27 protein-coding genes, 1 tRNA gene and 1 pseudogene are annotated in these 25965 nt (G+C 71.8%); 17 read left to right on the forward strand and 12 right to left on the reverse strand.

The genetic code is table 11. From position 1 onward, the window contains the following. Nucleotides 1-103: 103 nt before the first annotated feature. The gene (locus ACIRJR_RS05325) at nt 104-3289 is read left to right on the forward strand and encodes a sacsin N-terminal ATP-binding-like domain-containing protein (RefSeq protein WP_403774144.1); all 3186 of its coding nucleotides are present in this window, start codon (nt 104-106) and stop codon (nt 3287-3289) included. A gap of 18 nt (nt 3290-3307) precedes the next feature. Here the strand turns inward: ACIRJR_RS05325 and ACIRJR_RS05330 are convergent, their stop codons facing one another. Beyond that, nucleotides 3308-3574 carry a hypothetical protein gene (locus ACIRJR_RS05330; RefSeq protein WP_403774147.1) on the reverse strand — a complete coding sequence of 89 codons (267 nt, stop codon included), beginning with the start codon at nt 3572-3574 and terminating at the stop codon, nt 3308-3310. 259 nt (nt 3575-3833) lie between these two features. Here ACIRJR_RS05330 and ACIRJR_RS05335 point away from each other — a divergent pair, with 259 nt between their 5' ends. Continuing rightward, entirely contained in the window at nt 3834-4703 is an 870-nt protein-coding gene (locus ACIRJR_RS05335) for a calcium-binding protein (RefSeq protein ID WP_403774150.1), read from the forward strand. A 4-nt stretch (nt 4704-4707) separates the two neighbouring features. Here the strand turns inward: ACIRJR_RS05335 and ACIRJR_RS05340 are convergent, their stop codons facing one another. Further along, entirely contained in the window at nt 4708-7110 is a 2403-nt protein-coding gene (locus ACIRJR_RS05340; RefSeq protein ID WP_403774153.1) for an HAD-IC family P-type ATPase, read from the reverse strand. Between the two features lie 143 nt (nt 7111-7253). Beyond that, nucleotides 7254-7541 carry a DUF2530 domain-containing protein gene (locus tag ACIRJR_RS05345; protein WP_403774156.1) on the reverse strand — a complete coding sequence of 96 codons (288 nt, stop codon included), beginning with the start codon at nt 7539-7541 and terminating at the stop codon, nt 7254-7256. Nucleotides 7542-7727: 186 nt separating this feature from the next. On the opposite strand from ACIRJR_RS05345, the gene ACIRJR_RS05350 reads away from it, so the two are divergent. Then, complete coding sequence (locus ACIRJR_RS05350) at nt 7728-9179, forward strand: NCS2 family permease (protein WP_403774159.1); 1452 nt, start codon at nt 7728-7730, stop codon at nt 9177-9179. Nucleotides 9180-9237: 58 nt separating this feature from the next. On the opposite strand, the gene ACIRJR_RS05355 is transcribed toward ACIRJR_RS05350, so the two are convergent. After that, on the reverse strand, nt 9238-9453 hold the full coding sequence (locus ACIRJR_RS05355) for a hypothetical protein (protein ID WP_403774162.1): 216 nt from the start codon (nt 9451-9453) through the stop codon (nt 9238-9240). Nucleotides 9454-9587: 134 nt separating this feature from the next. Between ACIRJR_RS05355 and ACIRJR_RS05360 the strand changes: the two genes are divergently transcribed. The 3 genes from ACIRJR_RS05360 to thpR all read left to right on the forward strand — a co-directional run bounded on the left by ACIRJR_RS05360 (nt 9588) and on the right by thpR (nt 12134). Beyond that, the gene (locus ACIRJR_RS05360; protein WP_403774165.1) at nt 9588-10028 is read left to right on the forward strand and encodes a MarR family winged helix-turn-helix transcriptional regulator; all 441 of its coding nucleotides are present in this window, start codon (nt 9588-9590) and stop codon (nt 10026-10028) included. A 92-nt stretch (nt 10029-10120) separates the two neighbouring features. Beyond that, nucleotides 10121-11455 (forward strand): MFS transporter, encoded by a 1335-nt coding sequence (locus ACIRJR_RS05365; RefSeq protein WP_403774168.1) that lies wholly within the window; start codon nt 10121-10123, stop codon nt 11453-11455. A gap of 106 nt (nt 11456-11561) precedes the next feature. Next, nucleotides 11562-12134, forward strand: coding sequence for an RNA 2',3'-cyclic phosphodiesterase (gene thpR, locus ACIRJR_RS05370; RefSeq protein ID WP_403774171.1), 573 nt, complete (start codon nt 11562-11564; stop codon nt 12132-12134). A gap of 147 nt (nt 12135-12281) precedes the next feature. Here thpR and ACIRJR_RS05375 read toward each other — a convergent pair whose 3' ends face one another. Both ACIRJR_RS05375 and pip read right to left on the reverse strand, forming a co-directional pair. Further along, nucleotides 12282-13277 carry an aldo/keto reductase gene (locus tag ACIRJR_RS05375; RefSeq protein ID WP_403774174.1) on the reverse strand — a complete coding sequence of 332 codons (996 nt, stop codon included), beginning with the start codon at nt 13275-13277 and terminating at the stop codon, nt 12282-12284. Nucleotides 13278-13323: 46 nt separating this feature from the next. Further along, nucleotides 13324-14298, reverse strand: coding sequence for a prolyl aminopeptidase (pip, locus tag ACIRJR_RS05380; RefSeq protein ID WP_403774177.1), 975 nt, complete (start codon nt 14296-14298; stop codon nt 13324-13326). A 92-nt stretch (nt 14299-14390) separates the two neighbouring features. Here pip and ACIRJR_RS05385 point away from each other — a divergent pair. Then, nucleotides 14391-14464, forward strand: a tRNA-Trp gene (locus tag ACIRJR_RS05385). A gap of 33 nt (nt 14465-14497) precedes the next feature. On the opposite strand, the gene nadE is transcribed toward ACIRJR_RS05385, so the two are convergent. Next, a complete protein-coding gene (nadE, locus tag ACIRJR_RS05390; RefSeq protein WP_403774180.1) occupies nt 14498-15328 on the reverse strand; it encodes an ammonia-dependent NAD(+) synthetase in 831 nt (276 codons plus the stop codon). Nucleotides 15329-15408: 80 nt separating this feature from the next. Further along, the gene (locus ACIRJR_RS05395; protein WP_403774183.1) at nt 15409-15996 is read right to left on the reverse strand and encodes a hypothetical protein; all 588 of its coding nucleotides are present in this window, start codon (nt 15994-15996) and stop codon (nt 15409-15411) included. A gap of 195 nt (nt 15997-16191) precedes the next feature. Between ACIRJR_RS05395 and ACIRJR_RS05400 the strand changes: the two genes are divergently transcribed. Then, on the forward strand, nt 16192-16707 hold the full coding sequence (locus ACIRJR_RS05400) for a hypothetical protein (protein WP_403774186.1): 516 nt from the start codon (nt 16192-16194) through the stop codon (nt 16705-16707). A gap of 168 nt (nt 16708-16875) precedes the next feature. Then, the gene (locus tag ACIRJR_RS05405; RefSeq protein ID WP_403774189.1) at nt 16876-18303 is read left to right on the forward strand and encodes a serine hydrolase domain-containing protein; all 1428 of its coding nucleotides are present in this window, start codon (nt 16876-16878) and stop codon (nt 18301-18303) included. Nucleotides 18304-18395: 92 nt separating this feature from the next. Here ACIRJR_RS05405 and ACIRJR_RS05410 read toward each other — a convergent pair whose 3' ends face one another. The 3 genes from ACIRJR_RS05410 to ACIRJR_RS05420 all read right to left on the reverse strand — a co-directional run bounded on the left by ACIRJR_RS05410 (nt 18396) and on the right by ACIRJR_RS05420 (nt 19500). Next, nucleotides 18396-18788, reverse strand: a complete 393-nt coding sequence (locus ACIRJR_RS05410; RefSeq protein WP_403774192.1) for a VOC family protein — start codon at nt 18786-18788, stop codon at nt 18396-18398. Continuing rightward, the gene (locus tag ACIRJR_RS05415) at nt 18785-19078 is read right to left on the reverse strand and encodes an ArsR/SmtB family transcription factor (protein ID WP_403774195.1); all 294 of its coding nucleotides are present in this window, start codon (nt 19076-19078) and stop codon (nt 18785-18787) included. Before ACIRJR_RS05415 ends, ACIRJR_RS05410 begins: the two co-directional genes overlap by 4 nt. A gap of 143 nt (nt 19079-19221) precedes the next feature. Then, nucleotides 19222-19500, reverse strand: coding sequence for a metal-sensitive transcriptional regulator (locus ACIRJR_RS05420; RefSeq protein WP_403774198.1), 279 nt, complete (start codon nt 19498-19500; stop codon nt 19222-19224). 203 nt (nt 19501-19703) lie between these two features. Here ACIRJR_RS05420 and ACIRJR_RS05425 point away from each other — a divergent pair, with 203 nt between their 5' ends. The 3 genes from ACIRJR_RS05425 (at nt 19704) to ACIRJR_RS05435 (ending at nt 23135) form a co-directional block, all read left to right on the forward strand. Continuing rightward, complete coding sequence (locus ACIRJR_RS05425; protein ID WP_403774201.1) at nt 19704-20492, forward strand: ABC transporter ATP-binding protein; 789 nt, start codon at nt 19704-19706, stop codon at nt 20490-20492. Nucleotides 20493-20496: 4 nt separating this feature from the next. Next, a complete protein-coding gene (locus ACIRJR_RS05430; protein WP_403774204.1) occupies nt 20497-21834 on the forward strand; it encodes an FtsX-like permease family protein in 1338 nt (445 codons plus the stop codon). Between the two features lie 620 nt (nt 21835-22454). Beyond that, nucleotides 22455-23135, forward strand: coding sequence for an SMI1/KNR4 family protein (locus ACIRJR_RS05435; protein ID WP_403774207.1), 681 nt, complete (start codon nt 22455-22457; stop codon nt 23133-23135). A gap of 116 nt (nt 23136-23251) precedes the next feature. On the opposite strand, the gene ACIRJR_RS05440 is transcribed toward ACIRJR_RS05435, so the two are convergent. Beyond that, nucleotides 23252-23635, reverse strand: coding sequence for a hypothetical protein (locus tag ACIRJR_RS05440; RefSeq protein ID WP_403774210.1), 384 nt, complete (start codon nt 23633-23635; stop codon nt 23252-23254). Between the two features lie 200 nt (nt 23636-23835). Here ACIRJR_RS05440 and ACIRJR_RS05445 point away from each other — a divergent pair, with 200 nt between their 5' ends. From ACIRJR_RS05445 to ACIRJR_RS05465, 5 genes and pseudogenes are all read left to right on the forward strand, one after another. After that, a complete protein-coding gene (locus ACIRJR_RS05445; protein WP_403774213.1) occupies nt 23836-24168 on the forward strand; it encodes a lysine transporter LysE in 333 nt (110 codons plus the stop codon). Nucleotides 24169-24214: 46 nt separating this feature from the next. Beyond that, complete coding sequence (locus ACIRJR_RS05450; RefSeq protein ID WP_403774216.1) at nt 24215-24328, forward strand: LysR family transcriptional regulator; 114 nt, start codon at nt 24215-24217, stop codon at nt 24326-24328. Continuing rightward, a pseudogene (locus tag ACIRJR_RS05455) lies at nt 24329-24517 on the forward strand (LysR family transcriptional regulator); the annotation flags it as partial. Between the two features lie 16 nt (nt 24518-24533). Continuing rightward, nucleotides 24534-25196 (forward strand): maleylpyruvate isomerase family mycothiol-dependent enzyme, encoded by a 663-nt coding sequence (locus ACIRJR_RS05460; RefSeq protein WP_403774219.1) that lies wholly within the window; start codon nt 24534-24536, stop codon nt 25194-25196. A gap of 95 nt (nt 25197-25291) precedes the next feature. Beyond that, nucleotides 25292-25840, forward strand: a complete 549-nt coding sequence (locus ACIRJR_RS05465; RefSeq protein ID WP_403774222.1) for a YciI family protein — start codon at nt 25292-25294, stop codon at nt 25838-25840. Nucleotides 25841-25965: the final 125 nt, after the last annotated feature.

Here is a 25965-nt window from a genome sequence, read left to right on the forward strand (position 1 = left end):
GGCGGGGGTGCGGCCGGGGCACGGGCGGCGTTCCCCGTCGCGGTACCTTCGGGCGCACACTGGGCGTCACGGGTCACCGGAAGAGCGGAGTACGAGCGTGGGCATGAATGCGACCGAGGGGGCCGATCCGTTCGGGACGGCGCGACTGCGGCGCGGCGTGCTCGACGCCTGGGGCGCGGGCCCCGCGCGTTTCCGTGAGGACGCCAACGCCGAGGAGGACCTCGCCCTGGGCGGCTACCGCGACCGCCTGGTCGTCGAGCTCGCCCAGAACGCCGCCGACGCCGCCGCTCGCGCCGGTGTGCCCGGACGCCTCCGCCTCACCCTGCACGCCGCGGACGGCAAGGGCGGTGACGGCCCCGCGGTCCTGGCGGCCGCCAACACGGGCGCCCCTCTCGACGCGACCGGCGTCGAGTCGCTGAGCACCCTGCGTGCCTCCGCGAAGCGCGAAGGCCACGAGTCGGCCGTCGGCCGCTTCGGCGTCGGCTTCGCCGCGGTGCTGGCCGTCAGTGACGAGCCCGCCGTGATCGGGCGCCACGGCGGCGTCCGCTGGTCCCTCGCGGAGGCCCGCGACCTCGCGCGCCAGGCGTCCGTCGGCAGCCCGGGGCTCGGCGACGAGCTGCGCCGCCGCGACGGACACGTGCCGCTGCTCCGGCTCCCGCTGCCCGCCGAGGGGACCGCGCCCGACGGCTACGACACCGTCGTCGTCCTGCCGCTGCGTGACGGTGTCGCCGAGGACCTCGTGGGCAGGCTGCTCGACGGCGTCGACGACGCGCTGCTCCTCACGCTGCCCGGCCTTGACGAGCTCGTGATCGAAACCCCCGATGGCGTACGGACGTTGAGCCGTTCCCAGCAGGGTCCGTACACCCACATCGACGACTCCGCGCGCGGCCTCCACCGCTGGCGCACGGTCGCGGGCCATGGCCCCCTGGAGCCGGCGCTGCTGGCCGACCGGCCCGTCGAGGAGCGGCTCCGGCCCCACTGGTCCGTGACGTGGGCCGTACCGGTGGACGAGGACGGGGCTCCCCAGCACCCCCGCACGGCGCCCGTCGTGCACGCGCCGACCCCGACCGACGAGCCACTCGGCGTCCCCGCACTGCTCATCGCCTCGCTGCCACTGGACACCACCCGCAGGCACCCCGCGCCGGGCCCGCTGACCGACTTCCTGGTGCAGCGCGCGGCCGACGCCTACGCGGAGCTGCTCGCCGGGTGGGAGCCGGTGTCCGTGGCGACGATCGCCCTGGTGCCGGGGGTGCTCGGCAAGGGGCGGCTCGACGGTGCCCTGCGGGCCGCGATCCTGGAGCGCCTGCCCCGGGTCGCGTTCCTGGAGCCCGCGGTCCCCCGCGACCAGGCCGAGCAGACGGGCCAGTGGGACGACTGGGACGGCGCGGGGACCCCGCGCCGGGAGACGGCGGCGCTGCGGCCGGTCGAGGCCGAGGTGGTCGAGGGCGTGGGCGCCGAGACCGTACGGGTCCTCGCCGAGGTTCTCCCCTGCCTGCTGCCCGCCGGGCTCGAGCGCCGCGCCGAGCTGCGCACCCTCGGTGTCGCCCGGGTCCCCCTGACCGAGGCCGTCGACCGGCTGGCCGGCCTTGAGCGTGACCCGGAATGGTGGCGGAGGCTGTACGACAGCCTGGCCGGCGTCGACCCGGACCGGCTCTCCGGCCTGCCCGTGCCCCTCGCGGGCTCCGGGGACGTGCCCCGCACGGCCATCGGCCCCCGCCAGGTCCTGCTGCCGCTGCCGGACGCGCTGACCTCGCCCGTGCTCGACCGGCTGGCCCGCCTCGGGCTGAAGGTGGCCCACCCGGACGCCGCGCACCCCCTGCTGGAGAAGCTCGGCGCGCTGCCCGCCACCCCCCGGGCCGTCCTGACCACCCCCCAGGTCCGGGCGGCCGTCGCCGGCTCGCTGGACGCGGGGGAGATCTGGGACGAGGAGGCCCTGGACGGCGACGAGCTCGCCGACACCGTCCTCACGCTCGTGCGGGACGCGGACCTCTCGCCCGGCGACGAGCCCTGGCTGGGCGCGCTCGCCCTGCCCGACGAGGACGGTGAGACGGCGCCCGCCGGTGAGCTCGTCCTGCCGGGCAGCCCGTTCGCCCAGGTCATGCGCGAGGGTGAACTCGCGCTGTGCGACGCGGAGCTGGCCGGACACTGGGGCGAACAGCCCCTGACCGCCTGCGGGGTGCTGGCCACCTTCGCCCTCGTGCGGGCCGCGGACGTCGTCCTGGATCCGGACGAACTGGAGCCCCGGGAAGGCGACTTCGCCGAACCCGACGACGCCGGCCTGCTCGATGCGGTCGACGTCTGGTGCGAGGACGTGCTGGACCAGCTCCCGGACACCCCGGTGCCGCCGGTGGCCACCGAGCTCGTCGCCGTACGCGACCTGGACCTCGTCGACGACGACGCCTGGCCGCAGGCGCTCGCGATGCTCGCCCGCCCGCCGCTGCGCGACGCCTTGACCCAGCCGGTGCGGGTGCTGCTCCCGGACGGCACGACGCGGTCGGTCCGCCCCTACACCGCGTGGTGGCTGCGCGATCACCCGGTGCTGGACGGCCGGCGCCCGGCCGGACTGCGTGCGGCGGGCGGAGACCCGCGGCTGGCCGGACTGTACGACTCCGCGGACGCGACGGGCTTCGACGACGCGGAGGTGCTGCGCGCCCTCGGTGTGCGGACCTCGGTGGCCGCCCTCCTGGACGAGCCGGGCGGGGCGGCCGAGCTGCTGGGCCGGCTCGCGGACGAGGAGCGTCCCGTCGGCCCCGTACAGCTGCATTCGCTCTACACGGCGCTCGCCGAGCTCGACCCCGAACAGGTCACGCTGCCGGACGAGTTGCGGGCGGTCGTGGACGACGAGGTGCGGGTCGCCGACGCGGCGGACGTCGTGATCGCCGACGCCCCCGATCTCCTGCCGCTGACCGGTGGTCTGCCGCTGCTGCCGGTCGCCCCGGCCCGGGCGGCCGAGCTGGCGGACCTGCTCCAGGTGCGGCGGCTCGGCGAGAGCGTCGAGGCCGTCGTGACGACGGAGGGCGAGGAGCACCAGGTGCCGGACTCCGTACGGATCCTGCTCGGCGCCGGGACCCCCGGCACCTACGTCGAGCACGGCGAACTGCGCGCGGGCGGCGTCGAGCTGGACTGGCGGCGCACGCCGGACGGTGTGGTCCACGCGTCCACGGTCGAGGGCGTGGCCGCGGGTCTCGCCTGGGCGGCCGGCCAGTGGCCGCGCCGCTTCGAGGTGGCCGCGCTGCTGGAGGACCCGTCGCGCACGGAGGAGCTGGCCCGGGACCGCTGGTTCGACTGAGCGGGCCCGTGCCGGGTCTCACAACTCCTTGACGTACCGGTTCGCGTGGGACAGCGAGGCCAGCGGGTGGCGGTCACGGACGGCCTTGACCGCCGCGACGTCTCCCCGCGCGCCGCGTACGGCGCGGACCTCGTCCTCGTCGACCTGGCCACGGAATCCCTCGTAGCTTCCGTAGCGGTCCTGGAACGCACGCTTCCTGTTGCGGAGGACGCGGTCGCCGGCGAATGCCGACGCCGCTCCGGCGATTCCGACGACGGCGATGACTCCGGTGAGCGGGTCGGTCATCGGTGTCTCCTCTGCGGGGTCGCGCTCCTGCCGGAGGCGGCCGTGTGGAAGGTGTGGCCCGTGCGTGGCAGGCCCTGCCCGGTCAGCACAGCCAGGGAGCCGATCGGACGGTGTGATCTTCACAGAAAAGTTTCCGGATGGGCACAACCTTTCACGCATGTGAACCGTCTGGGTCTGTGGAGTCATCAGACTCACAGACCACATGGGGCCCGTCGGACGCGGGACTTGCCACGGGCCCCCTTCTCCACTTGGGGAACACATGCGTATTCGTGCCACTGTCGCCGCTCTCTCCGGCGCCCTGGCCCTGTCCGCTCTCGCCGTTCCGGCGGCGCAGGCGGGCGACCAGGCTGTTCCGAGCCTGGACAAGCCCTCCGCCGCCGACGTCTTCGGCACCGGTGCTGCCAAGGCCGGTCGCTCGGTCGCGCGCGCCGCGGTGGCGGAGCCGGTCATCTCGAAGGTCGTCGTCAACGGCGGCAAGGACGTCGTCGTCGGTACCACGAACGCCAAGACGTTCACCGTCTCCGTCACCGCCTCGCACCCAACCGGCATAGTCGACGGCTACATCGACCTGTGGCACGGGACGGACGTCGAAGACGGCCTCGACGGGGTGCTGCTCCCGAACGAGGAGGCGGCGTCCTGCAAGAACTCCAGCGCCACCACCGCCACCTGCTCCATGACGATCACCGCGTACCCCGGCTACGACCTGTACAAGAACCTGCTGGCCGGCACCTGGAAGGTCACCGCGGGCGCGCTCGCGGGCGACCTGACCTCGGTCGCGTGGAACGACTACCAGGCCACGGCCCGCGTCCAGCGCCTCTCCAAGCTGACCGTCAACGCCGCGCCCGAGCCCGTCAAGAAGGGCGCGACCATCACGGCCACCGGCAAGCTGTCGCGCGCCAACTGGGAGAACGGCACCTACATGGGCTACACCGTGCAGCCCGTCAAGCTGCAGTTCCGCAAGAAGGCCAGCAGCACCTACACCACCGTCAAGACCATCAACACGAACAGCACCGGTGCGCTGAAGACCACGGTCAAGGCCGTGGAGGACGGCTACTGGCGTTACAGCTTCGCCGGCACCTCCACCACCCCGGCCGTCACGACCGCGGGTGACTTCGTCGACGTGAAGTAAACAGCTAGGAACGGAAGCGGCGGCCGACCAGCCTCCAGGCCATCTCCAGGACGGCCGCCGCGACCACCGCGATCGCCACCGCCGCCCACGGCATCGTCGTCCCCACCAGCCTCAGCGCGAAGAAGTCCTGAAGCCACGGCACGGCGAGCACGACGAGGAAGCACAGGCCCATCGTGGCCACCAGGGCGATCCGCCACCAGGTGTAGGGGCGGGCGATGATCGCCAGGACCCACATCGACACCAGGAACAGGGTGAGCGTCGCGGCGCTCGTCTCCGCCTCCAGCGCACCCGTTCCGGCGTAGTGGTGACGGGCCAGCAGGTACGTGGCGAAGGTGGCCGCCGCCGCGATGGTCCCGGACGGGATCGCGTACCGCATCACCCGGCGCACGAAGTGGGGCCGGGCCCGCTCCTTGTTGGGAGCCAGCGCCAGGAAGAACGCGGGGACACCGATCGTCAGGGTGGACAGCAGCGTGAGGTGGCGCGGCAGGAACGGGTACTCCACCTGGAAGCAGACCACCAGGATCGCCAGCAGCACCGAGTAGACCGTCTTCGTCAGGAAGAGGGTGGCGACCCGGGTGATGTTGCCGATGACCCGGCGCCCCTCGGCCACGACCGACGGCAGCGTCGCGAAGCTGTTGTTCAGCAGCACGATCTGGGCCACCGCGCGGGTCGCCTCGGAGCCCGAGCCCATCGAGACCCCGATGTCGGCGTCCTTCAGCGCGAGCACGTCGTTGACCCCGTCGCCGGTCATCGCGACGGTGTGCCCGCGTGACTGAAGGGCGGCGACCATGTCCCGCTTCTGCTGCGGGGTGACCCGGCCGAACACCGCGTTCCGCTCGATCTCCGACGCCATGTCGTCCCGGTCCCCGGGCAGCCGGCGGGCGTCCACGGCGTGCTCGGCACCCGGCATCCCCAGCTTCTGCGCCACCGCGCCCACCGAGACGGCATTGTCGCCCGAGATGACCTTCGCGGCGACGTTCTGGTCGTCGAAGTAGGCCAGGGTCTCCCCGGCGTCGGGCCGCAGCCGCTGCTCCAGGACGACCAGGGCGGCGGGCAGGGCGCCGGAGGCGGCGTCGGGGGAGTCCAGCCCGCCCCGCACCCTGGCGAGGAGCAGCACCCGCAGACCCTGCTCGTTGAGGTGGCCTGTCTCGGCGAGGGCCGGGTCGTCGGCGGACAGCAGCACGTCGGGGGCGCCGAGCAGCCAGGCGGACGCCTCCCCGTCGGCCTCGGTGAAGGCGGCGCCGCTGTACTTGCGGGCCGAGGAGAAGGGCATGGCCTGGGTGACGCTCCAGCCCCCGTCGTCCGGGTGGGCGTCGATGATGGCCTGGAGGCTGGCGTTGGGCCGCGGGTCGGAGGCCCCCAGGGCTCCCAGGACGCGGCGGACGTACTCCTCGTCCGAGCCGTTCAGCGGGCGGACCTCGGTGACGTCCATTCCGCCCTCGGTGAGGGTGCCGGTCTTGTCCAGGCAGACGATGTCGACCCTGGCCAGGCCCTCGATGGCGGGGAGCTCCTGGACGAGGCACTGTTTGCGGCCGAGCCGGATGACGCCGATCGCGAAGGCGACCGAGGTGAGCAGGACCAGGCCCTCGGGGATCATCGGGACGATGCCGCCGACCGTGCGGGCGACCGAGTCCTTGAAGTTGTTGTCCTTGACGACCAGCTGGCTGATGATGAGCCCGATCGCCGTCGGCACCATCATCCACGTCACGTACTTGAGGATCGTGCTGATGCCGCTGCGCAGCTCCGACTGGACGAGGGTGAAGCGGGACGCCTCCTCGGCGAGCTGCGCGGCGTAGGCCTCGCGGCCGACCTTGGTGGCGGTGAAGGCCCCGCCCCCCGCGACGACGAAGCTGCCCGACATCACGGGGTCGCCGGGCCGCTTGATCACCGGGTCGGCCTCGCCGGTCAGGAGCGACTCGTCGATCTCCAGGCTGTCGGCCTCGATGACCGTGCCGTCGACGACGGCCTTGTCCCCGGGACCCAGCTCGACCAGATCGCCGAGCACGATCTCGGAGACGGAGACCTCGGCGGAGACCCCGTCGCGGCGCACGGTCGGTTTCGCCTCGCCGATCACCGCGAGGCCGTCCAGGGTCTTCTTGGCCCGCCACTCCTGGACGATGCCGATCCCGGTGTTGGCGATGATCACGAAGCCGAAGAGGCTGTCCTGGATCGGTGCGACGAACAGCATGATCACCCAGAGCACGCCGATGATCAGGTTGAAGCGGGTCAGGACGTTCGCGCGGGCGATCTCGGCGACCGAACGGGACGAGCGGACCGGTACGTCGTTGACCTCGCCCCGTGCGACGCGCTCGGCGACCTCGGCGGTGGTCAGCCCGTCCGGAGGCGCGGGAGAGGTCTTCGTGGGGTCCGGCTGCTCACCGGAGGAGTCGAGTGCCCGCTGGGTCATGAGACCGACCGTACGGGCGGACGAGGTGATTCACCCGTCGGGCGTCCGAAGATCCGACCGGGGGAGGACCTGGACGGTACCGGGGTCGTACGCCGGGGTGGACGTCAGCAGTGGACGTCAGCGGTGGACGTCAGCGGTGGACGTCAGGGGCGTGCGCCGCCGGGCGCGGATTCCTCCGCGGCGGTCCGTGCCGCCGCCCGCTTGATCGCGGCGTCCCGGCCCCGGACGTACCAGGTGCCGATGAGGCCCAGTCCGCCGCCGGCCAGGCAGACCCAGATCCACCAGGCGTGACCACGGTCGTCGAACCAGCCGTAGAAGGGGACCTGCACGACGAAGAGGACGAACCAGAGGATCGTGCCGCCGGTGACGGTGGCGACGACAGGGCCCTCCAGGGGCTCGGGTGCCTCGTGCTTGGGTGTCCACTTCTCCATGGGATCAGCTTAGTGCCGCGTCGGACGGGCCGTCGCAGGCCAGTCGGCCCAAGGATCTACGCGCGGAGATAGCGATCTTTCGCTTATGTATTCATACTGAATCTGCTTACGGGTGACTCGATTTATTCGTACGAACATCCAAGCGCGACTGGTTTTCATCCCTCGATGCACGACTGAAGGTCATACATGTCCTCCTCGGCCACCGCTCCGGTCGATCAGCCGCCGATGCCGCAGCAGCCGCACGGCGTCCTCGATCGTTACTTCAAGATCTCCGAGCGGGGGTCGACGGTCGCACGCGAGGTCCGTGGCGGTCTCGCCACGTTCTTCGCCATGGCGTACATCATCGTGCTCAACCCGATCATCCTCGGCAGCGCGAAGGACATGTACGGGCACCAGCTCGACGGCGGCCAGCTCGTCACGGCCACGGTGCTGACGGCCGCGTTCTCCACGCTCCTGATGGGCGTCATCGGCAACGTGCCGATCGCGCTCGCCGCGGGCCTCGGCGTCAACACCGTCGTCGCCCTCCAGCTCGCCCCCCGGATGAGCTGGCCGGACGCGATGGGCATGGTCGTCCTCGCCGGCATCGTCGTGATGCTCCTGGTCGCGACCGGGCTGCGCGAGCGCGTGATGAACGCCGTGCCGAAGTCGCTCCGCAAGGGCATCGCGATGGGCATCGGCCTCTTCGTGCTGCTGGTCGGCCTGGTCGACTCCGGCTTCGTCTCCCGCATCCCGGACGCCGCGCACACCACGGTCCCGCTCCAGCTCGGCAGCGACGGCCACCTCAACGGCTGGCCGGTCCTGGTCTTCGTCCTCGGCACGCTGCTGACCCTCGCGCTGATCGTCCGCAAGGTGCCGGGCGCGATCCTGCTCTCCATCGTCGTCATGACGGTCGTCGCGGTCGTCATCGACGCCGTGGCGGACCTCCCGGCCGGTGCCTGGGGCCTGACCGTCCCCGAGTGGCCCGGCAATCCCGTGGCGTCCCCGGACTTCGGGCTGCTGGGTCAGGTCAGCCTGTTCGGCGGCTTCGGGAAGGTCGGTCTCCTGACCGGCATCCTCTTCGTCTTCACCGTGCTGCTGTCCTGCTTCTTCGACGCGATGGGCACCATCCTCGGCGTCGGCGACGAGGCGAAGCTGATGGACAAGGACGGCCACTTCCCGGGCATCAACAAGGTCCTCCTCGTCGACGGTGTCGCCGTCGCCGCGGGTGGTGCGAGCTCTTCCTCCGCCTCCACCTGCTTCGTCGAGTCCACGGCCGGCGTCGGTGAGGGTGCCCGTACGGGGCTCGCGAGCGTGGTGACCGGGCTGTTCTTCACGGTGGCGCTGTTCCTCACGCCGCTGGCGACGATGGTCCCCTCGCAGGCGGCCACCCCGGCGCTGATCGCGGTCGGCTTCCTGATCCTCGCGGGCAATGTCCGGGACGTGGACTGGAGCGACTACACGCTCGCCATCCCGGCCTTCATGGCCATGCTGATGATGCCGCTCACGTACTCGATCACCAACGGCATCGGCATCGGCTGCATCGCCTTCAGCGTGATGCGCCTGGCGGCCGGCCGTGGCCGGGAGGTCCCGGCGGCCATGTACGTGGTGTCCGCGGTCTTCGTCTTCTACTACGCGATGCCGGCCCTCGGCCTCACGTAAGCGCGTCAGGAGACGTCCGCACGTCCGGACGGTCCCACCCCTGCGGGGCGGATCTCCGTCATGTGACCCGGTCTGCCGGGTCCGCGTGACGGGGCTCCGCCCCGTAGAACTTCTCCGTCTCGTCGACGGCGGCGTTGAAACGCTCGTCGAAATCGTCGCGGACGAGCGTCCGGACCACGTAGTCCTGGACGCTCATGCCGCGTCTGGCGGCGTGCTGGCGGAGCCGGTCGAGCAGCTCACCGTCTATGCGCAGGCTGAGCACTGTCGATCCCATGCCAAGCAGGGTCGCGGCACACATGGCTCCTTCGCGGCTCTTTCCGCCCCATACTCACTCGTTCGGGTGATCAGTTTCTCGCGCGTGTACCACCGGCTGGTATTTAGCATTGCTAATGAGTTACGCTAAGGAACATGCCTGACCTGATCCACGACGGTGAGAGTGCCGCCGCCGTGAGCTCCCTTCGCTCCGCCGTGATGCTGCTGGGCCGACGCCTGAAGCACCAGCGTGTCGACGAGTCGCTGAGCCCCACCGAGATGTCGGTGCTCGGCACACTCGCCCGTTGCGGTTCGGCCACTCCCGGTGAGCTGGCCCGCAAGGAGCACGTGCAGCCGCCGTCGATGACCCGCATCGTCGCGCTGCTGGAAGCCAAGGGCCTGGTCAGACTGGAACCGCACCCCGATGACCGTCGGCAGAAGATGGTCAGCCGGACCGAGCAGGCGGAAGCCATGCTCGTCGAGTCCCGCTCCAAGCGGAACGCCTGGCTGGCCGGCCTCGCCGAGGGCCTGGACGAGGACGAATGGGAGAAGCTGCGGGCCGCCGCGCCCGTGCTGGAGAAGCTCGCCCACCTGTGACCCCGGGGGCGCGCGGGCCCGCGGGCCCGCAGCGCACACCGGTCACGTCCCGTCAGTCCGAACGTCGTATACGCCCGAGGAGGCGAACTCTTTTGAGTACGGGATCCGGAGCAGACTCCGCCCCCGCACCGACTTCCACCCACGAGAGCAAGACCGGCGGGACCTTCTCGTCGCTGAAGATCCGCAACTACCGCCTGTTCGCCACGGGCGCCGTGATCTCCAACACAGGTACCTGGATGTCCCGCATCACGCAGGACTGGCTCGTCCTGAGCCTCACCGGGTCCGCCGCCGCCGTCGGCATCACCACGGCCCTCCAGTTCCTCCCGATGCTGCTCTTCGGGCTGTACGGCGGCGTCATCGCCGACCGCCTCCCGAAGCGGCGCCTGCTCCTCATCAGCCAGGCAGCGCTCGGTCTGTGCGGCATCGCACTCGCCGTCCTGACCCTCTCCGGCGTCGTCGAGGTCTGGCACGTCTACCTGATCGCCTTCCTGCTCGGCATGGTGACCGTCGTCGACAACCCGGCGCGGCAGTCGTTCGTCTCCGAGATGGTCGGCCCCGCGCAGCTGCGCAACGCGGTCAGCCTGAACTCGGCGAACTTCCAGTCCGCCCGGCTCATCGGCCCCGCCGTCGCGGGCGTGCTGATCACGACGGTCGGCAGCGGCTGGGCCTTCATGCTCAACGGGCTGTCGTTCATCGCCCCGCTCGTCGGCCTGCTCATGATGCGTACGAGCGAGCTCCACGCGTCCGTGACCGTGAAGCGCGCCAAGGGCCAGCTGCGCGAAGGGCTGCGTTACGTGTCGGGCCGGCCCGAGCTGATCTGGCCGATCGTCCTGGTCGGATTCGTCGGCACCTTCGGATTCAACTTCCCGATCTGGCTGACCGCCTTCGCGGACGAGATCTTCCACGGCGGTGCCGGGATGTACTCGTTCTTCAACATCCTCATGGCGGCCGGCTCCCTGGCCGGAGCGCTGCTGGCCGCCCGCCGACGCTCCTCGCGGCTGCGGATGCTGGTGGCCGCGGGCACCCTGTTCGGTGTCCTGGAGATCGCCGCGTCGCTGTCGCCGTCCGTCTGGCTCTTCTCGCTGCTGCTCGTCCCGATCGGCATGATCGGCCTGACGACGAACATCAGCGCCAACACGAGCGTCCAGATGGCTGCGGACCCGGAGATGCGGGGCCGGGTGATGAGCCTCTACATGATGGTCTTCGCCGGGGGTACGCCCGTGGGCGCCCCGATCGTCGGCTGGATCAGCGACGTCTACGGCGCCCGGACCGGCATGGCGGTCGGCGGAGCCATCTCGATGCTGGCCGCGCTCGGCGTCGGCTTCGCGCTGACCCGTGTCGGCGGCCTGCGCCTCAAGGTCGACCTGCGCCCGGGCCGCCCGCACGTGCGGTTCGTCCCGCGCGAGCAGCTGGCGACGGCGGCCTGAACCGTCCCGCGCATGCCGCCCTGCCCCTCGCCGGGGAGGGCGGCATCGTCGTTCCCACCCATGGGGAGGGCGCCGGTGCCCCCGGACACGCTGGGACACTCGCCGCATGAGCAGTCAGAGACTCTTCGCCGCCGTCCTGCCGCCCGGCCCCGCCGGGGACGAGCTGGCCGGGGCCGTCGCCCCGCTGCACGGTCTGCCGGGGGCCGTGAACCTCCGCTGGACCGCTCGGGCGGGCTGGCACTACACGCTGGCCTTCCTCGGGAACGTCGACGAGGAGCTGCTGCCGGACCTGTACACGAGGCTGGAGCGGGCCGCGCACCGGACGCACCCCCTCCGGCTCCGCATCCACGGCGGCGGACGGTTCGACGGACGGGCGCTGTGGGCGGGGGCGGCGGGAGACCTCGACACGCTCAGGCTTCTCGCGGAACGCACCCACGCCGCCGCCCGCAGGGCAGGGGTGGCGATGGAGGAGCACCGCCGCTACACCCCGCACCTCACCCTCGCCCGCAGCCGGGTCCCGGCCGACCTGACGCCGTACACGGCGGCGCTGGAGGGCTTCGAGGGGATGCACTGGGAGGCCGGGGAGCTCAGTCTCGTACGCAGCAACCTCCCCGTCGACGGTGTGCCGGGGGAGCAGCCGAGATACGAGGTGGTGCGGGCCTGGCCGCTGGGCCGGTGACCCGGGCGGTTACGCTCGTCGGGTGGATCCCAAGACCAGAAACCGCATCATGGCGGCCGTGCTCGTGCTGATGTTCGTCGTCGTGGCGGCGGCCTCCGCCCTCGGGGGCTGACCCCGGGGCGAAGGCCGCACGCGCGGACCGCGTTCCTACCAGGCGAAGTTCTCCGGCGACGGGCCCGGGCCCGGGAAGATCTCGTCCAGGGCCGACAGCACCTCGTCGGACAGCTCCAGCTCCACGGCGCGCAACGCCGAGTCGAGCTGCTCCTGGGTGCGCGGGCCGGAGATCGGGCCCGTCACCCCGGGCCGCGTCAGCAGCCAGGCCAGGCCGGCCTCGCCGGGCTCCAGACCGTGCTTCTCCAGCAGGTCCTCGTACGCCTGGATCTGCGCCCGGACCTTCGGGTCGGCCAGTGCGTCGCCGGACCGGCCCGAGGTGGACCGGGCGCCGCTGCCGTCGCGCTCCTTGCGGATCGCGCCGCCGAGCAGCCCGCCGTGCAGGGGCGACCACGGGATGACACCGAGGCCGTACTCCTGGGCGGCCGGGATGACCTCCATCTCGGCCCCGCGCTCCATCAGGTTGTAGATGCACTGCTCGCTGACGAGGCCGTAGCTGCCCCGCTGCCGGGCGCGCTCGTTGGCCTGGGCGATCTTGTAGCCCGAGAAGTTGGACGAGCCCGCGTAGAGGATCTTGCCCTGCTGGACCAGTACGTCGATGGCCTGCCAGATCTCGTCGATCGGGGTGTCCCGGTCGACGTGGTGGAACTGGTACAGGTCGATGTGGTCCGTCTGAAGGCGCTTCAGGCTGGCGTCGACGGCGCGGCGGATGTTGAGGGCGGACAGCTTGTCGTGGTTGGGCCACGCCTCGCCGTCCGCGCCCATGTTGCCGTAGACCTTGGTGGCGAGGACGACCTTGTCGCGGCGGTCGCCGCCCTGCGCGAACCAGGTGCCGAGGATCTCCTCGGTGCGGCCCTTGTTCTCGCCCCAGCCGTAGACGTTCGCGGTGTCGAAGAAGTTGACGCCCGCCTCCAGGGCGGCGTCCATGAGTGCGTGGCTGTCGCTCTCGTTGGTCTGGGGTCCGAAGTTCATCGTCCCCAGGACGAGGCGGCTGACCTTGAGTCCGGTGCGTCCGAGCTGCGTGTACTTCATGGGCCCCAAGCCAACTCCTTCGAGCGCGCTCGAAGCAAGCGGTGTCTCAGGTGCGCCGCGCGAACCCGTCCAGCGCGGCCAGCACCGCCCGGGAGGTCGCAGGGCCGCCCGTGTGGCCCGCGTCGTCGATCACCGTCAGTTCGGCGTCGGGCCAGGCCCTGGCAAGCTCCCAGGCGGTGGTCAGCGGGGAGCCCAGGTCGAACCTGCCGTGGACGAGGACGCCGGGGATGCCCGCGAGGCGGCCGGCGTCCCGGATCAGCTGCCCCTCCTCCAGCCAGGCGGCGTGCGAGAAGTAGTGCGCGCAGATCCGGACGAACGCCAGCCGGTCACGGTCCGGCCGCCCCGTGTACGGAGGCGGGCCGCTGTGCGTCTCCATCGACAGCACCGCGTCCTCCCAGGCGCACCAGTCGGCCGTCGCCTTCGCCCGGACCTCCGGGTCCGGGCTCTCCGTCCGCCGGACGTACGCGGCGAGGAGGTCATCGGGGCCCTCGGCCTCCGGGGCGCCTGCCCGGAACCTGTCCCAGGCCTCGGGGAAGATCTGTCCGGCGCCCCGGTACAGCCAGTCGATCTCGCTGCGCCGGGTCGTCGTCACAGCGGGGATCACGATCTCCGAGACCCGCTCCGGGTGCTGCTCGGCGTACGCCAGGAGCAGGGTGGAGCCCCAGGACCACCCGTGCAGCAGCCACTTCTCGATGCCGAGGTGGGCGCGCAGGAGCTCCATGTCGGCGATCAGGTGCGCCGTCGTGTTGTGCCGCATGTCGGCGGCCGGGTCGCTCGCGTGGGGGGTGGAGCGGCCGCAGTTGCGCTGGTCGAAGAGCACGACGCGGTAGAGGTCCGGGTCGAAGTACTGCCGGGCCCCGGGGCGGCAGCCCGAGCCCGGGCCACCGTGGACGACCAGGGCGGGCTTGCCCGACGGGTTGCCGCAGGCCTCCCAGTGGACGAGATTGCCGTCGCCGACGTCCAGCATCCCCTGGTCGTACGGCTCGATCGGCGGGTACTTCTCGTCGGGCTGCCTGTCCACGGTGGCGGTCCCCCTCGGTCGCTGGTGCTGCCGGTGCCCGACGTACACCGTGGCGCGCGAGGAACGGGCACCGGTAGCGTGTCGGTCCGGGCGGAGCCGTAGCGCAGAGGTCGTCGCGCCGGTCTCCAAAACCGTGAGGACGCCGGTTCGATTCCGGCCGGTTCCGCCCTCTTCCGCGTCCCGGTGGCCCGCCCGTGCGCTACGGGGCGATCGGCAGACGGCGCTTGTGGTCGGTCAGGCGGTAACGGGCGACGATCGTCTCGAAGGCCTGCTCGTCGACCGGCTTGCCCTCCAGGAAGTCGTCGATGGTGTCGTAGGTGACGCCGAGCGCGTGCTCGTCGGCCTTGCCCGGGTCGAGCGTCTCCAGGTCGGCCGTCGGCACCTTCCCGACCAGCTCGGCGGGGGCACCCAGCTTCTGTGCGACGGCGCGCACCCGGCGCTTGGTGAGTCCGGTCAGCGGGACCAGGTCGGCGGCGCCGTCACCGAACTTGGTGAAGAAGCCGGAGACCGCCTCGGCCGCGTGGTCCGTGCCGACGACGAGGCCGTTGTGCGCTCCGGCCACCGCGTACTGGGCGATCATGCGCTGCCGGGCCTTCACGTTGCCGACCACGAAGTCCTGGTGGTGCGGGTCGCGGAAGGCCACGTCGCCGTCGAGCAGGGAGGCCTGCGTGGCGTCGGTCGCGGGCTTGATGTCCACGGTCAGCACCTGGTCGGCGCGGATGAAGGAGAGCGCGAGCTGGGCGTCGTGCTCGTCGGCCTGGACCCCGTAGGGGAGCCGCATCGCGTAGAACCGCGCCTCGTGGCCGGCGGCCCGGGCACGTTCGACGGCGAGCTGGCACAGCCGGCCGGCGGTGGTGGAGTCGACGCCGCCGCTGATGCCGAGCACCAGGGAGCGCAGGCCCGTGGAGGTCAGCCGTTCGGTGAGGAAGGCGACCCGGCGCTCGATCTCCTTCTCGGCGTCGAAGGTCTCCGCGACCTCCAGCTCCCGGGCGATCTCCTGCTGCAGGGCGATGGACGCCGGCTCGCTCACGTCTGCTCCTCGTTCCGGTTCACGACGGTCTGTCGCGCCCACCCTACCCAGGGGCGGATCCCGGCAGGCCCGGTGTGCTCTCAGCCCCTGACGGCCACGTGGTAGGCGGAGGCCCACAGCGTCAGCGCGGAGGCCAGGCCCACCACGGCGCGCACACCCTCGTCCGACAGGCCGCCGGCGACGAGTGCGAAGCCGACGGCCGCGACGGTGCTCATCAGCGCCGCCGTTCCCTTGTACTGCCACTGGTCGTACAGGCGCGCGAGCGGGACGAAGTGCAGGCCCACGACCAGCGCGATGGCCGGCGGGATGAGTCCGGGCCGCCCCGAGGCGTTGGACGCGGCGATCACCGCGAAGACCGCCACGAGCTCGACGACGTTCACGATGCCGACCGAACGCGCCCAGTTCCGGGGCAGGTCGACCATGCGGGGCGACGGTGCGGCGCCCTTTCGGTAGGCGAGGAGCACGGCCACCGCGGTGACGGGCACGGCGATGATCTCGACTGCCAGGGCCGCGCCTCCCGACGCGAGCCCGGACGACCCGGCGAAGGCCCAGACGAGCGCGAACACCGACAGGACGACGGTGCCCCGGCGGCGCAGGGACCGGGTGAGCGCGGCGCACTCGGCGTCTGCGGCTGCGTCCGCGGGTGTCGTGGGCGTCGGCTGAATCATCGGGCGAGGCTAGCGCGATCACAGGGACCGGTCGGCGGTTTCGGGGAGGGCGGCGAATGCCTCCACTTGTGGAAGTTCCACGTCCGCCCCGGCCCGCCGGTTCCCGGCCGGTGCCGACGCGGCCCGGGGCGCCCCCCGACGCCGTCGTGAAAGGCTGGGTGCAGGCCCGTGACCGGTACGAAGAGGAGGCCCGGCGTGAACGCGACCCCGCAGGTGCTGGCGGTGCTGGACGAGATCCTCGCTTCCGCCGCCCCCGACGAGCGCGGTGCGCTGTGGCATCTGGCCGAGCAGGGGCGGGAGCTGGACGCCAACCTCGTACGCCTGCCGCCGGGTGCGGGGGTGAGTGAGCATCAGGAGGACGTGCTGGACGTGCTCCTGGTCGTCATCGAGGGCGGCGGCGTCCTGCGTGCGGGCGGCGGGGACGTGCTGGACCTCGCTCCCACGACGGTCACCTGGCTGCCCCGCACCTCACGGCGTGCCCTGGAGGCGGGGCCCGGCGGGCTGGTCTACCTCACGGTGCACCGGCGGCGCCCCGGGCTCATGATCAAGCCGCCCGTGCGGACTCCCGCGTACGAGGGCGGGACTCCCGCGTACGAGGGCGGGGAGGCGCCCTGCATGCTGGACCTGGTGTGCCCGGAGTGCGGGCGGCTGTCGGCGGACCGGGCGCCGGCCTTCTGCAGTGCGTGCGGGGAGCCTTTCCCGGAGCGGTAGCCGCGGTCCGCCGGCGCGCTGACCGGGTGGAAAACCTCATGGAACCGTGACTCGACCTGGCCGTAACCTACCCAGGCCGGCAGCCCCCGCTCCATGCACATCGCTGTCATCGATCCGCCTCCAGTTCAAGGCCGAACCAGATCCGCGTGCGTCTGTCAGGGAGTCAGAGTGTCTGCTCATCGCGTCCTGCTTCCACGTTCGGCACCAGCTGCCTCGGGAATCTCGTCCCGTTCGATCGCCGCGCTGATGGACCGGCTCGAAGCACGATCGGTCGAGTGCCACTCCCTCATGGTCGTGCACCACGGCCACGTCGTCGCCGAAGGCTGGTGGGCGCCGTACTCGGCCGAACGCCCGCATCTCCTCTACTCGCTGACCAAATCGTTCACGTCGATCGCCGTGGGGCTCGCGGTCGCCGACGGACTCCTCTCGCCGGACGATCGGGTGGTGCGGGTGTTGCCCGACCACGTCCCGGCCGGCATCTCGGAGCAGGGAAGCCGCATCACCGTCCACCATCTGCTGTCCATGACGGCCGGGCACCCCACGGACAGCCTCGCCGAAGCCTGGCAGCTGGAACCCGACGACCTGGTGAAGGGCTTCCTGGCCCTGCCGTTTGCCACGGCCGAGGGAACGCGGCACACCTACGACAACGCAACCACCTTCATCCTGGCCCGGATGGTGGAACGGGTCACGGGGCGCGGTCTCCCGGAGTTCCTCGACGAGCGCCTCTTCAAGCCGATGGGCATCGACCACGCCGAATGGGACCGGGTGAAGAGCGGTGCCGCCTTCGGTTTCCACGGACTGCACCTCACGACCGAGGCCATTGCCGCCTTCGGTGAACTACTGCTGCGCGGGGGCCGCTTCGGCGGCCGGCAACTCGTCCCGCGTGAATGGGTGGAGCTCGCGACCAGCCGGCACATCGACAGCGAGTGGATCCTCGACGGGTCGGACCAGGCGGACTTCTCGTACGGCTACGGCTATCAGTTCTGGATGTCGCGTCACGGCTACCACGGTCACGGCTCCTACGGGCAGCAGTGTGTGGTGGTGCCCTCGCACGATCTCGTGGTCGCCGTGACCGCCCAGGGGACGTCCCAGGAGGTGTTCGACGCCATATGGGAGTGCTTGCTGCCCGGCGTGGACCATGCGGGAAGCGCCCAGGACGACGAGATCCTCGCCGATCGGCTGCGGCAGCTGTCGTTGCCGCCGGTGCCGGGTTCCGCCGAACCGAGGCGTTCGGCCGGCGCGACGCTCGACGCCTCCGGCGAGGGCTCGGCCCTGCCTGACGGAACGACGGTGATCATCGATCCCGTCGACGGCGGATGGCTCGTACGGTTCGAGTCGCTCCTCGACGTCGAGGTCGGCCACGGCGACTGGCGGGAAAGCTCCCCGCTCGGCCGGCCTGTCGTCGCGGCCGGTGCCTGGCAGGGCAGCACATTCGTGGCCGATCTCTACGTGGTCACCACCCCGCACCGCGTTCGACTGGTCGTCGATGCCGGGGCGAGGACCGCGACGGCGACCTGGAGCACCGTGCCCCTGACCGGTCCCAGCCTGGAACTGCATGTACGTTCGCCACTGATGACACGACCTGACGTGCAGTAAGTAACACTGCACGCAAGGGTGTTGTCAGATCGTCGCACTCACAGCGGCGATCTGGCACAAGGACCTGACCGGACAGCCGATTCAGCGATCACTCACTGCTGGGCGCTGTGGAGGATCTGGATCAGGTTGCCGCAGGTGTCGTCCAGGACCGCGGTGGTGACCGGTCCCATCTCCAGCGGTTCCTGGGTGAAGCGCACACCGAGCCCGCGCAGCCGGTCGAACTCCGTCCGTACGTCGTCCACGGCGAAGGCGGCGAGCGGGATGCCGTCCTTGGCCAGCCCGTCCCGGTACGCCTGCACCACGGGATGGCCGGAGGGCTCCAGCAGCAGTTCGGTCCCGTCGGGAGCCTCCGGTGAGACGACGGTCAGCCAGCGGTCGTCCCCCAGCGGGACGTCGTGCTTCTTCACGAAGCCGAGCACCTCGGTGTAGAAGCGCAGGGCCTTCTCCTGGTCGTCGACGAAGACGCTGGTCCGGTGGATCCTCATGGGGTGCTCTCCGGGGTGTCGGGCCTGAGCCACCGGTTCGCGATGTGCTCAAGGGGTTCGGGGTTCAGGTCGTGGAACTTGTAGCGGCCCTCGCGCCGTGACATGACCAGACCCGCGGATTCGAGGACGGCCAGGTGCTGGCTGATCGCCTGGCGGGACAGCCCCAGGCCGTGCTTGGTCACCAGCCGGGCACATATCTCGAACAGGGTCTGTCCGTCGCGGTCCACCAGCTCGTCGAGGATGCGCCGGCGGGTGGGGTCGGCCAGTGCCTTGAAGACATCCTGCGTCATGAACCCCACCATAGGCAAGCATCGACTTGCCTATCAAGCCGTGCGTGCGGGCATGCGGGAGCCGCCCCGTGCGGGGTGTGGGAGTCGGGCGGGCGCACCGCTCAAGGCGCACCGCTCAAGGCGCACCGCTCAAGGCGCACCGCTCATGCCAGGGAGAGGAACAGCTTCTCCAGGCGGGCGCGCATCCGGTCCTTGTCGGCGGGCGTCTGCCCCTCGTCGGTCAGGCACTGGTCGAGCCCCGTCGCGATGATGGAGAACCCCGCCCGGTCCAGGGCCCGTGAAGCGGCGGCGAGCTGGGTGATCACGTCCTCGCAGTCCCGGCCCTCCTCGATCATCCTGATGACCCCGGCGATCTGGCCCTGGGCCCGGCGCAACCGGTTGAGGGCGGACTTCAGCTCGTCGGCCGCCATGTCGAGTCGCACGGGATCCTCCTGCGTGACGCCTGCCTGTCGTGGAGGTCCAGCATACCCCCGGGGGTATGTATACGAGCAGGGGTTCTCCCCCGGGTGGGGTGCACCCAGCACCCCTCGGCGATCCGGGTGGCACGCCCCGTGTGCCGGCCCGTTTCCGTCCGTAGCGTCGTCGATGTGGCGCAGAGCGCGTCCGACGGGCAGAGGGGGAGACCATGTTCGCTCGCGAGCGGCAGCCCAGGAGCCGGACCGCGGAGGCTCTGCGGCTGGTGTCGGTGAGCAAGGTGTACGGGTCCGGGGACGGCGCGGTGACCGCCCTGGACGGCGTGGACCTGAGCCTGTCGGCGGGGAGCTTCACCGCCGTCATGGGGCCCTCCGGCTCGGGCAAGTCCACGCTGCTCCAGTGCGCGGCGGGCCTGGACCGGCCCGACCGGGGGCGGATACTCGTGGACGGTGAGGAGATGAGCGGCGGCAGCGAGGCGGCGCTGACGAAGTTCCGGCGGGACCGGATCGGCTTCGTCTTCCAGCAGTACAACCTGCTGCCCACCCTGACCGTCGAGGAGAACGCCTCGCTGCCCCTGCGGCTCGCCGGCCGGAAGGCCGACCCGGCGCGTGTCCGCGCGATCCTCACGCAGGTGGGACTGGGCGAGCGCCTCGGCCATCTCCCCGAAGAGCTCTCCGGAGGGCAGCGCCAGCGCGTCGCGATCGCGCGTGCCCTGGTCACCCGGCCCGGAGTGATCTTCGCCGACGAGCCCACCGGCGCCCTCGACACGCGCAGCGCCCGCGACGTGCTGAGCCTGCTGAGGGAGACCGTCCGCCTGCACGGCACCACCGTCGTGCTCGTCACGCACGACCCGGTCGCCGCCTCCTACGCCGACTCCGTGCTCTTCCTCGCGGACGGGCGGCTGGCGGGGCACCTCTCCGCACCCACCGCCGACGCCGTCGCCGCACGCATGACCCACCTGGGTGACCGTGCGGCCGAGCAGCACACGACGGAGGTGTGAGCCGATGCTGTTCCTGGCCGTCCGCTCGGTCCGCAAGCGCCCGGGCCGCTTCCTCGCCACCCTGCTCTCGGCGTTCCTCGGCGCCGTGATCATTATGACGTTCAGCTCCCTGCACGACACGGCCGCGGCGCCCGGGGTCGACAAGGTCAGCTCGGAGTCCATGACCATCTCAGCGAGCGTGGTCGGCGGATACGGCTCGCTCCTCGTCTTCTTCGCCATCGCCTCCACCCTCACCGTCGGCGTCCGCCAGCGGTCCGAGGAGATCCACCTGCTGCGCTGCACCGGAGCCACACCCGCCCAGATCACGCGCATGGTCGTCGGTGAGTCCGCCGTGGTGGCACTCGTCGGAGCGGTGCTCGCCATCGGGCCCGCGCTGCTCGGCGGACGTCTCCTCCTCGACCTGTTCAAGGACAGCGGCCAGGTCGCCCCGGGAGTCGATCCGGCCTTCGGCGCGATGGCGCTCGGCTCCGGCTTCGGCATCGCGTTCCTCGCCTCGGTCGGCGCCGCCTTCCTCGCCGTACGCCGTGCCACCCGGGCGGGCGCCGCGGTCCGCGGCACCTTCCGCAGGGGCCGCACCCTGGCCGGGTGCGCCGCACTGGTGGCCGGTGCCGGGGGAGTCCTGACCACGTACGCCGTCGACAGCACCGAGGAGATGCTGATGGCGTTCCCCGCCTACGGGGCGATCCTGCTCTCCGTCGGCTTCGCGGTCCTCGCCCCGTCCATCCTGGGCCGGGTGCTGGAGCTGCTGCGGGGCCCTCTGGCCGCGGTGGGCGGGGCAAGCGGCTACCTGAGCGCCCGTAATCTGCGCCGTCGCGGCGCGGAGTCGGCCGGAGTGCTCATGCCGATGATCATCTTCACCGGCATGGCCACCGCCACCCTCTACATGCAGGGAGTGGAGAGCGCCTGGGTCACGGCGTCCGGCCTGGACAAGACGGTCGAGGACAAGAATCTGGAGACGCTCAACCTGGTCGTCGTCGGCATCATCGTCGTCTTCTCCTGCATCATGCTCGTCAACAGCCTCTACGCGGCGACCTCGTACCGCAGCCGCGAGTTCGGGCAGCAGCGCCTCGCGGGCGCCACCCCCGGCCAGGTCCTGGGAGTGGTCGGCTGGGAGGCGGTCATCCTCACACTGACCGGTCTCGTCCTGGGGACCGCCGCGGGAATCGCGGGGATCATCCCCTTCACGATGGTCCGCACCGACCAGGTCATGCCCGGCCAGGGGCCCGGCACCTGGCTGGCCGTCATGGCCGTCGCCGCCGCCGTCACCCTCGGCACCAGCCTCGGCACCGCGCGCCGGACGCTCCGTACGCCCGCCATCGACGCCGTCGGCGTGGCGGCGTGAGGCGTTCCGCCTGCCTGCCGGGCCGGGCGGCGGCCTGCGGGGTGCCTCCCGGTCACTCCCAGCTGGTTTCGGGGAGGAGGGCGGGAGTGGGGCTCCGGGTGAACCGGTCAGACCCAGGGGTCCGGGCGTTCCCAGGGCGGGAAGTCGTCCCCGCGGTAGCCGCAGCGGCACGCCGGGTCTCCGCAGGGGGCGTCACGGTGGAGGTGGCGGGGGTGAGGGCACAGGGCGCACGGGCCCGCCGCCAGGTCGGCCACCCGCTCGGGCCGGAACACGGCACACGCGCAGCCCGCCCCGGACTCCCAGTCGCAGCGGCCGGAGGCGTTCGCGTGCCGGGTACGCGGGTGGCCGCACTCCCGGCAGTCCTGATCCTGTGAGCGGTCTTCCCGCATCCGTACGCGTCCCCTCTGCGAGGTGGGTTCGGGTCCGCGTTCCTCGACGGCGCGGACAGTGGTCAGGACGCCGCGTGGGGGGCACGGGGTTCCGGGCGCCGGTTCACCACCGGCGTCCGGGGCACCTCCGCGTGCCGCCAGGCGTCCGTGGGCACCGGCCGCCTCCGGCCTCCTCCCGCACCGGCAGCCACCGCGGACCGGGGTGTCGGCGGCTGCGCATACGGTCTGCTCATGGCTGATCAGTGGTGGGCGGGCGTACGCGAACGGGTCGAGGCGGCGGGTGCGGGACCGGGGGGCGGCGACGTGTTCGGGGCGCTCGGGCACACGTGGGTCCTGGAGGACCCGCTCACCCGGGGCGAGCTCGCCGGGCTCGAAGCGCAGATCGGCGTGCGACTCCCGCAGGAGTACCGGGCGTTCCTGCTCCACGTGGGCGCGGGCGGAGCCGGTCCCGCGTACGGCCTGTTCCCCGTGCGGCGCGCGGAGGGCCGCTGGCGGTGGGAGGGCGACGGCGCGGACCTGGCCGACCTGGCGAGGCTCGCCGAGCCGTTTCCGGAGGGGGGTCCGGACCCGGCGCTGCTCGCCGAGATCCATGCCCGGCGCCCCGAGGAGGAGGACTTCGACGACATCGAGGACTTCGACGCGGCCTTCGAGGCGTGGGACGAGCGGTGGGAGGCCGTCATGTTCGCCCCGGAGCGCACTGTCGGAGCCCTGGTGATCTCCCACCTGGGCTGCGCGCAGAGGGAGTGGCTGATCGTCAGCGGCACCCACCTCGGCACGGTCTGGTCCGACCGCCGGGCGGACGACGTCGACCTCGTGCCGCTCCTCGACGAGGACGGAACGCCGATGACGTTCGCCCGCTGGTACACCGGGTGGCTGGAGAAGGCCGAGCGAACGGCGCTTCCGGAGGCGTGAGCGGGGCGTCCTGAGGCTGCGGAGCGTCCGAATTCCCGGCGGGTCGAGCCCGGCCGTCAACTCCCGGAAGCCCAGGCGCGATCCGCCCCTGGTCTCATCCTTCGGCTCACCGCTGATCAATGACCGGCGGTGCCGGGGGCGTGGTCCGGTGGCAGGAGTCCGTGGGCGGTGAACGCCCCCGTGAGGGACACGTACTGGTCGGCTGTCAGCCGGTCGCGCTTCCAGATCGCCTGTGCGGTCAGCGTCGTACAGGAAATGGCCGACCGGAGCCCGCCCCGGCGTCCGGCACTCAGCTCATCGCCACGCGGGGCGAAGGCGTCCCGGACCCACTTGTTCAGCGTGCTGAACTGTGAGGCGGAGAGCGCTGGAACAGCGGACAGGTCGTACGCACCCGAGGCCACCGCCGCCGCGGTGGTCTGCCGGATCGCGTCCAGCGTCCGCTCGGGCAGCTGGGACGACGCGGCGACGAAGTCCGCCACATCAGGGGGAACCGAGGGCATGTGCTCACGGTATCCGGTGGTCCGTGCGGCGGCTGCCGGTCGGCCGGCTCAGGGCTCGGCGGAAGCGGCCTCCGGACGAAGGGCCGTGCTCGGTACGGGCGGAGCACGGTGTGCGCCGGGCAACCATCGCGGCCCGGCGCGGGTCCTTCACTGCCGAAGGCCCCGTCCGGGGGCACGGGGCGCGTGGGCGGAGGGGTGGCGTGGGGGTACGCAGGGCAGCGAAGGGTGTCGGTGACTTCCTGGTCGAGATGGTGGGGGAGTTCGTCCTCGAGGCGGTCCTCGTCCTGCTCGCCTGCGTCCTGCTCGGCTGCCTGGTTCTGCTCGCCCACCTCAGCTGGTCCTTCAGCCCGAGCCTGACCGTCGCGGGGACGGGGCTGCTCTGCCTCTTCCTGGCTCACGGCGCCCGGCAGGTGCGCACCCCTGCGAAGGGCCGCCGCCGGGGCCTCGCCGCCCTGGCCGCCGCCGGCTTCACGCTGACCGCGGTGACTGCCCTCTTCCTGCTGCTGTACGCCACGGGCTGCGACTGCCTGTGAGCCCGGAGCGAGGTCAGGAGGCGGACGTCACCTCTACGCTGAGCGTATGGACGGCATGGGGAAGGCGGCCGGTGCGGTGGAGCTGAAGCACCTGCGCTGCCTGGTCGCCATCATCGACACCGGGAGCTTCACGGACGCCGCCCATGAGCTCGGCATCTAGGCCACCGCCGCCCAGTACCGCCGCGACGGCATCACCTACCGGCCCCTGCGTGACGCCGGTCCCGTCCCCGTCCATCTCATCTGGCTCACTCACGACGCCCATCCGGCCACCCACACCGCCATCGCCCTGGCCACCGACCTCTACCGGCGAACGTCTGCTCCCTCCCCCAGCACCCGGCACGACGCGTGACAGGAGAACGGCCCACATGACCGATCGGGAAGCCACGGCGAAGGTGTGGTCCTTGATCCACGCCGAGCGAGCGGCACTGGCGGCCGACCTCGCGGAACTGAGCGACGACCAGTGGGCGACCGCCTCCCTCTGCGCCGGACTGACGGTGCGTGAGGTGCTGGCCCACCTCACGGCGGGGGCGCGGCTGAACGGGGTGCGCTGGATGGCGGGCGTGATCCGCTGCCGGTTCGACTTCGACAAGCAGGTGGCCATGCGGCTCGCCGAACAGCTGGGCACGACCCCGGCCGACACGCTCGAACGCTTCCGGCTGGCCGTCCCGAGCACGACCAAGCCCCCGCTGCCCGTGCTTGCCATGCTGGGCGAGACGATCGTGCACGCGGAGGACATCCGGCGCCCGCTCGGCATCCGCCACGCGTCCCCGGCCGAGGTGCTCACGCAGGTGGCCGAGTACTACCAGGGCACGGACATGGTGGTCGTCGCCCGGGGACGGATCGGCGGCCTGGCCCTGGTGGCGGACGACGGCCCGTTCGCGACCGGCTCCGGCCCGCTCGTGACCGGCCCCACCCTGGCCCTGGTGATGGCCATGACGGGTCGGGCGTCGCACTGCGACGACCTGGAGGGCGACGGGGTGGGGCTCCTCCGCGAACGTTGTGCACAGCCTGTGCGCGACGCCCCGTGAGGCCGGGGGAGGCCGTGGGATGCCCCGGGGCGTCCCACGGACCAGACCCTCGGAATCGCTCGACCCGGTGGGCCACGTGAAGACATGCTGGGGGCATGGAGTTCCTCTGCTACCACCGCGACCGCCCCGGCTCCGCAGCGCTGCGCGACGAGCTGCTGGAAGACCACTGGTCCTACATGGACGGGTACGCGAAGGAGATGATCGCCCGGGGCCCGACCCTCACCGACGACGGTGAGACGGCCACCGGCAGCGTGCACATCCTCGACCTGCCCGGTCCTGCCGCAGCCCGCGCGTTCGCCTTCGACGAGCCCAACTACCAGGGCGGCGTCTACCGGGACGTGCTGCTGCGGCGCTGGCGCAACGCGCTGGGTCGCACCATGTGGGACTTCCCCGGAGGCGACACCGACGGCAACCGGTACCTGGTGCTCGGCCTCGGTGCGGGGCGGGCCGTGGACCTGGAGGTGCCGCCCGACCGGGACGAGCTGATCGCCTACGGGCCGCTCCTGTCCGACGACGGCGCCACCTGGCTGGGCACGGCGGTGCTGCTCCGCGCACCGGACCCGGACACGGCACGCGCCGTTCTGGACCCGGACCGCTACGCCGACGTCGAGGTGCACAACTGGCAGTTCGGCGGACGGTCGTGATGACCGCCGAGCGCTGACGGCGCACGGGCCGCCCTCGTGCGGCGGGCGGTCGGTGCTGCCAGTCGTACGAGGGGAAGGCGGTCCAGGCGGCGAGGGCGGTGGAACCGCGGCAGTGCGCCGGACAA

It is taken from the genome of Streptomyces sp. NPDC102402 (assembly GCF_044765765.1).
In the GTDB taxonomy this organism is placed as follows: Bacteria; Actinomycetota; Actinomycetes; order Streptomycetales; family Streptomycetaceae; genus Streptomyces.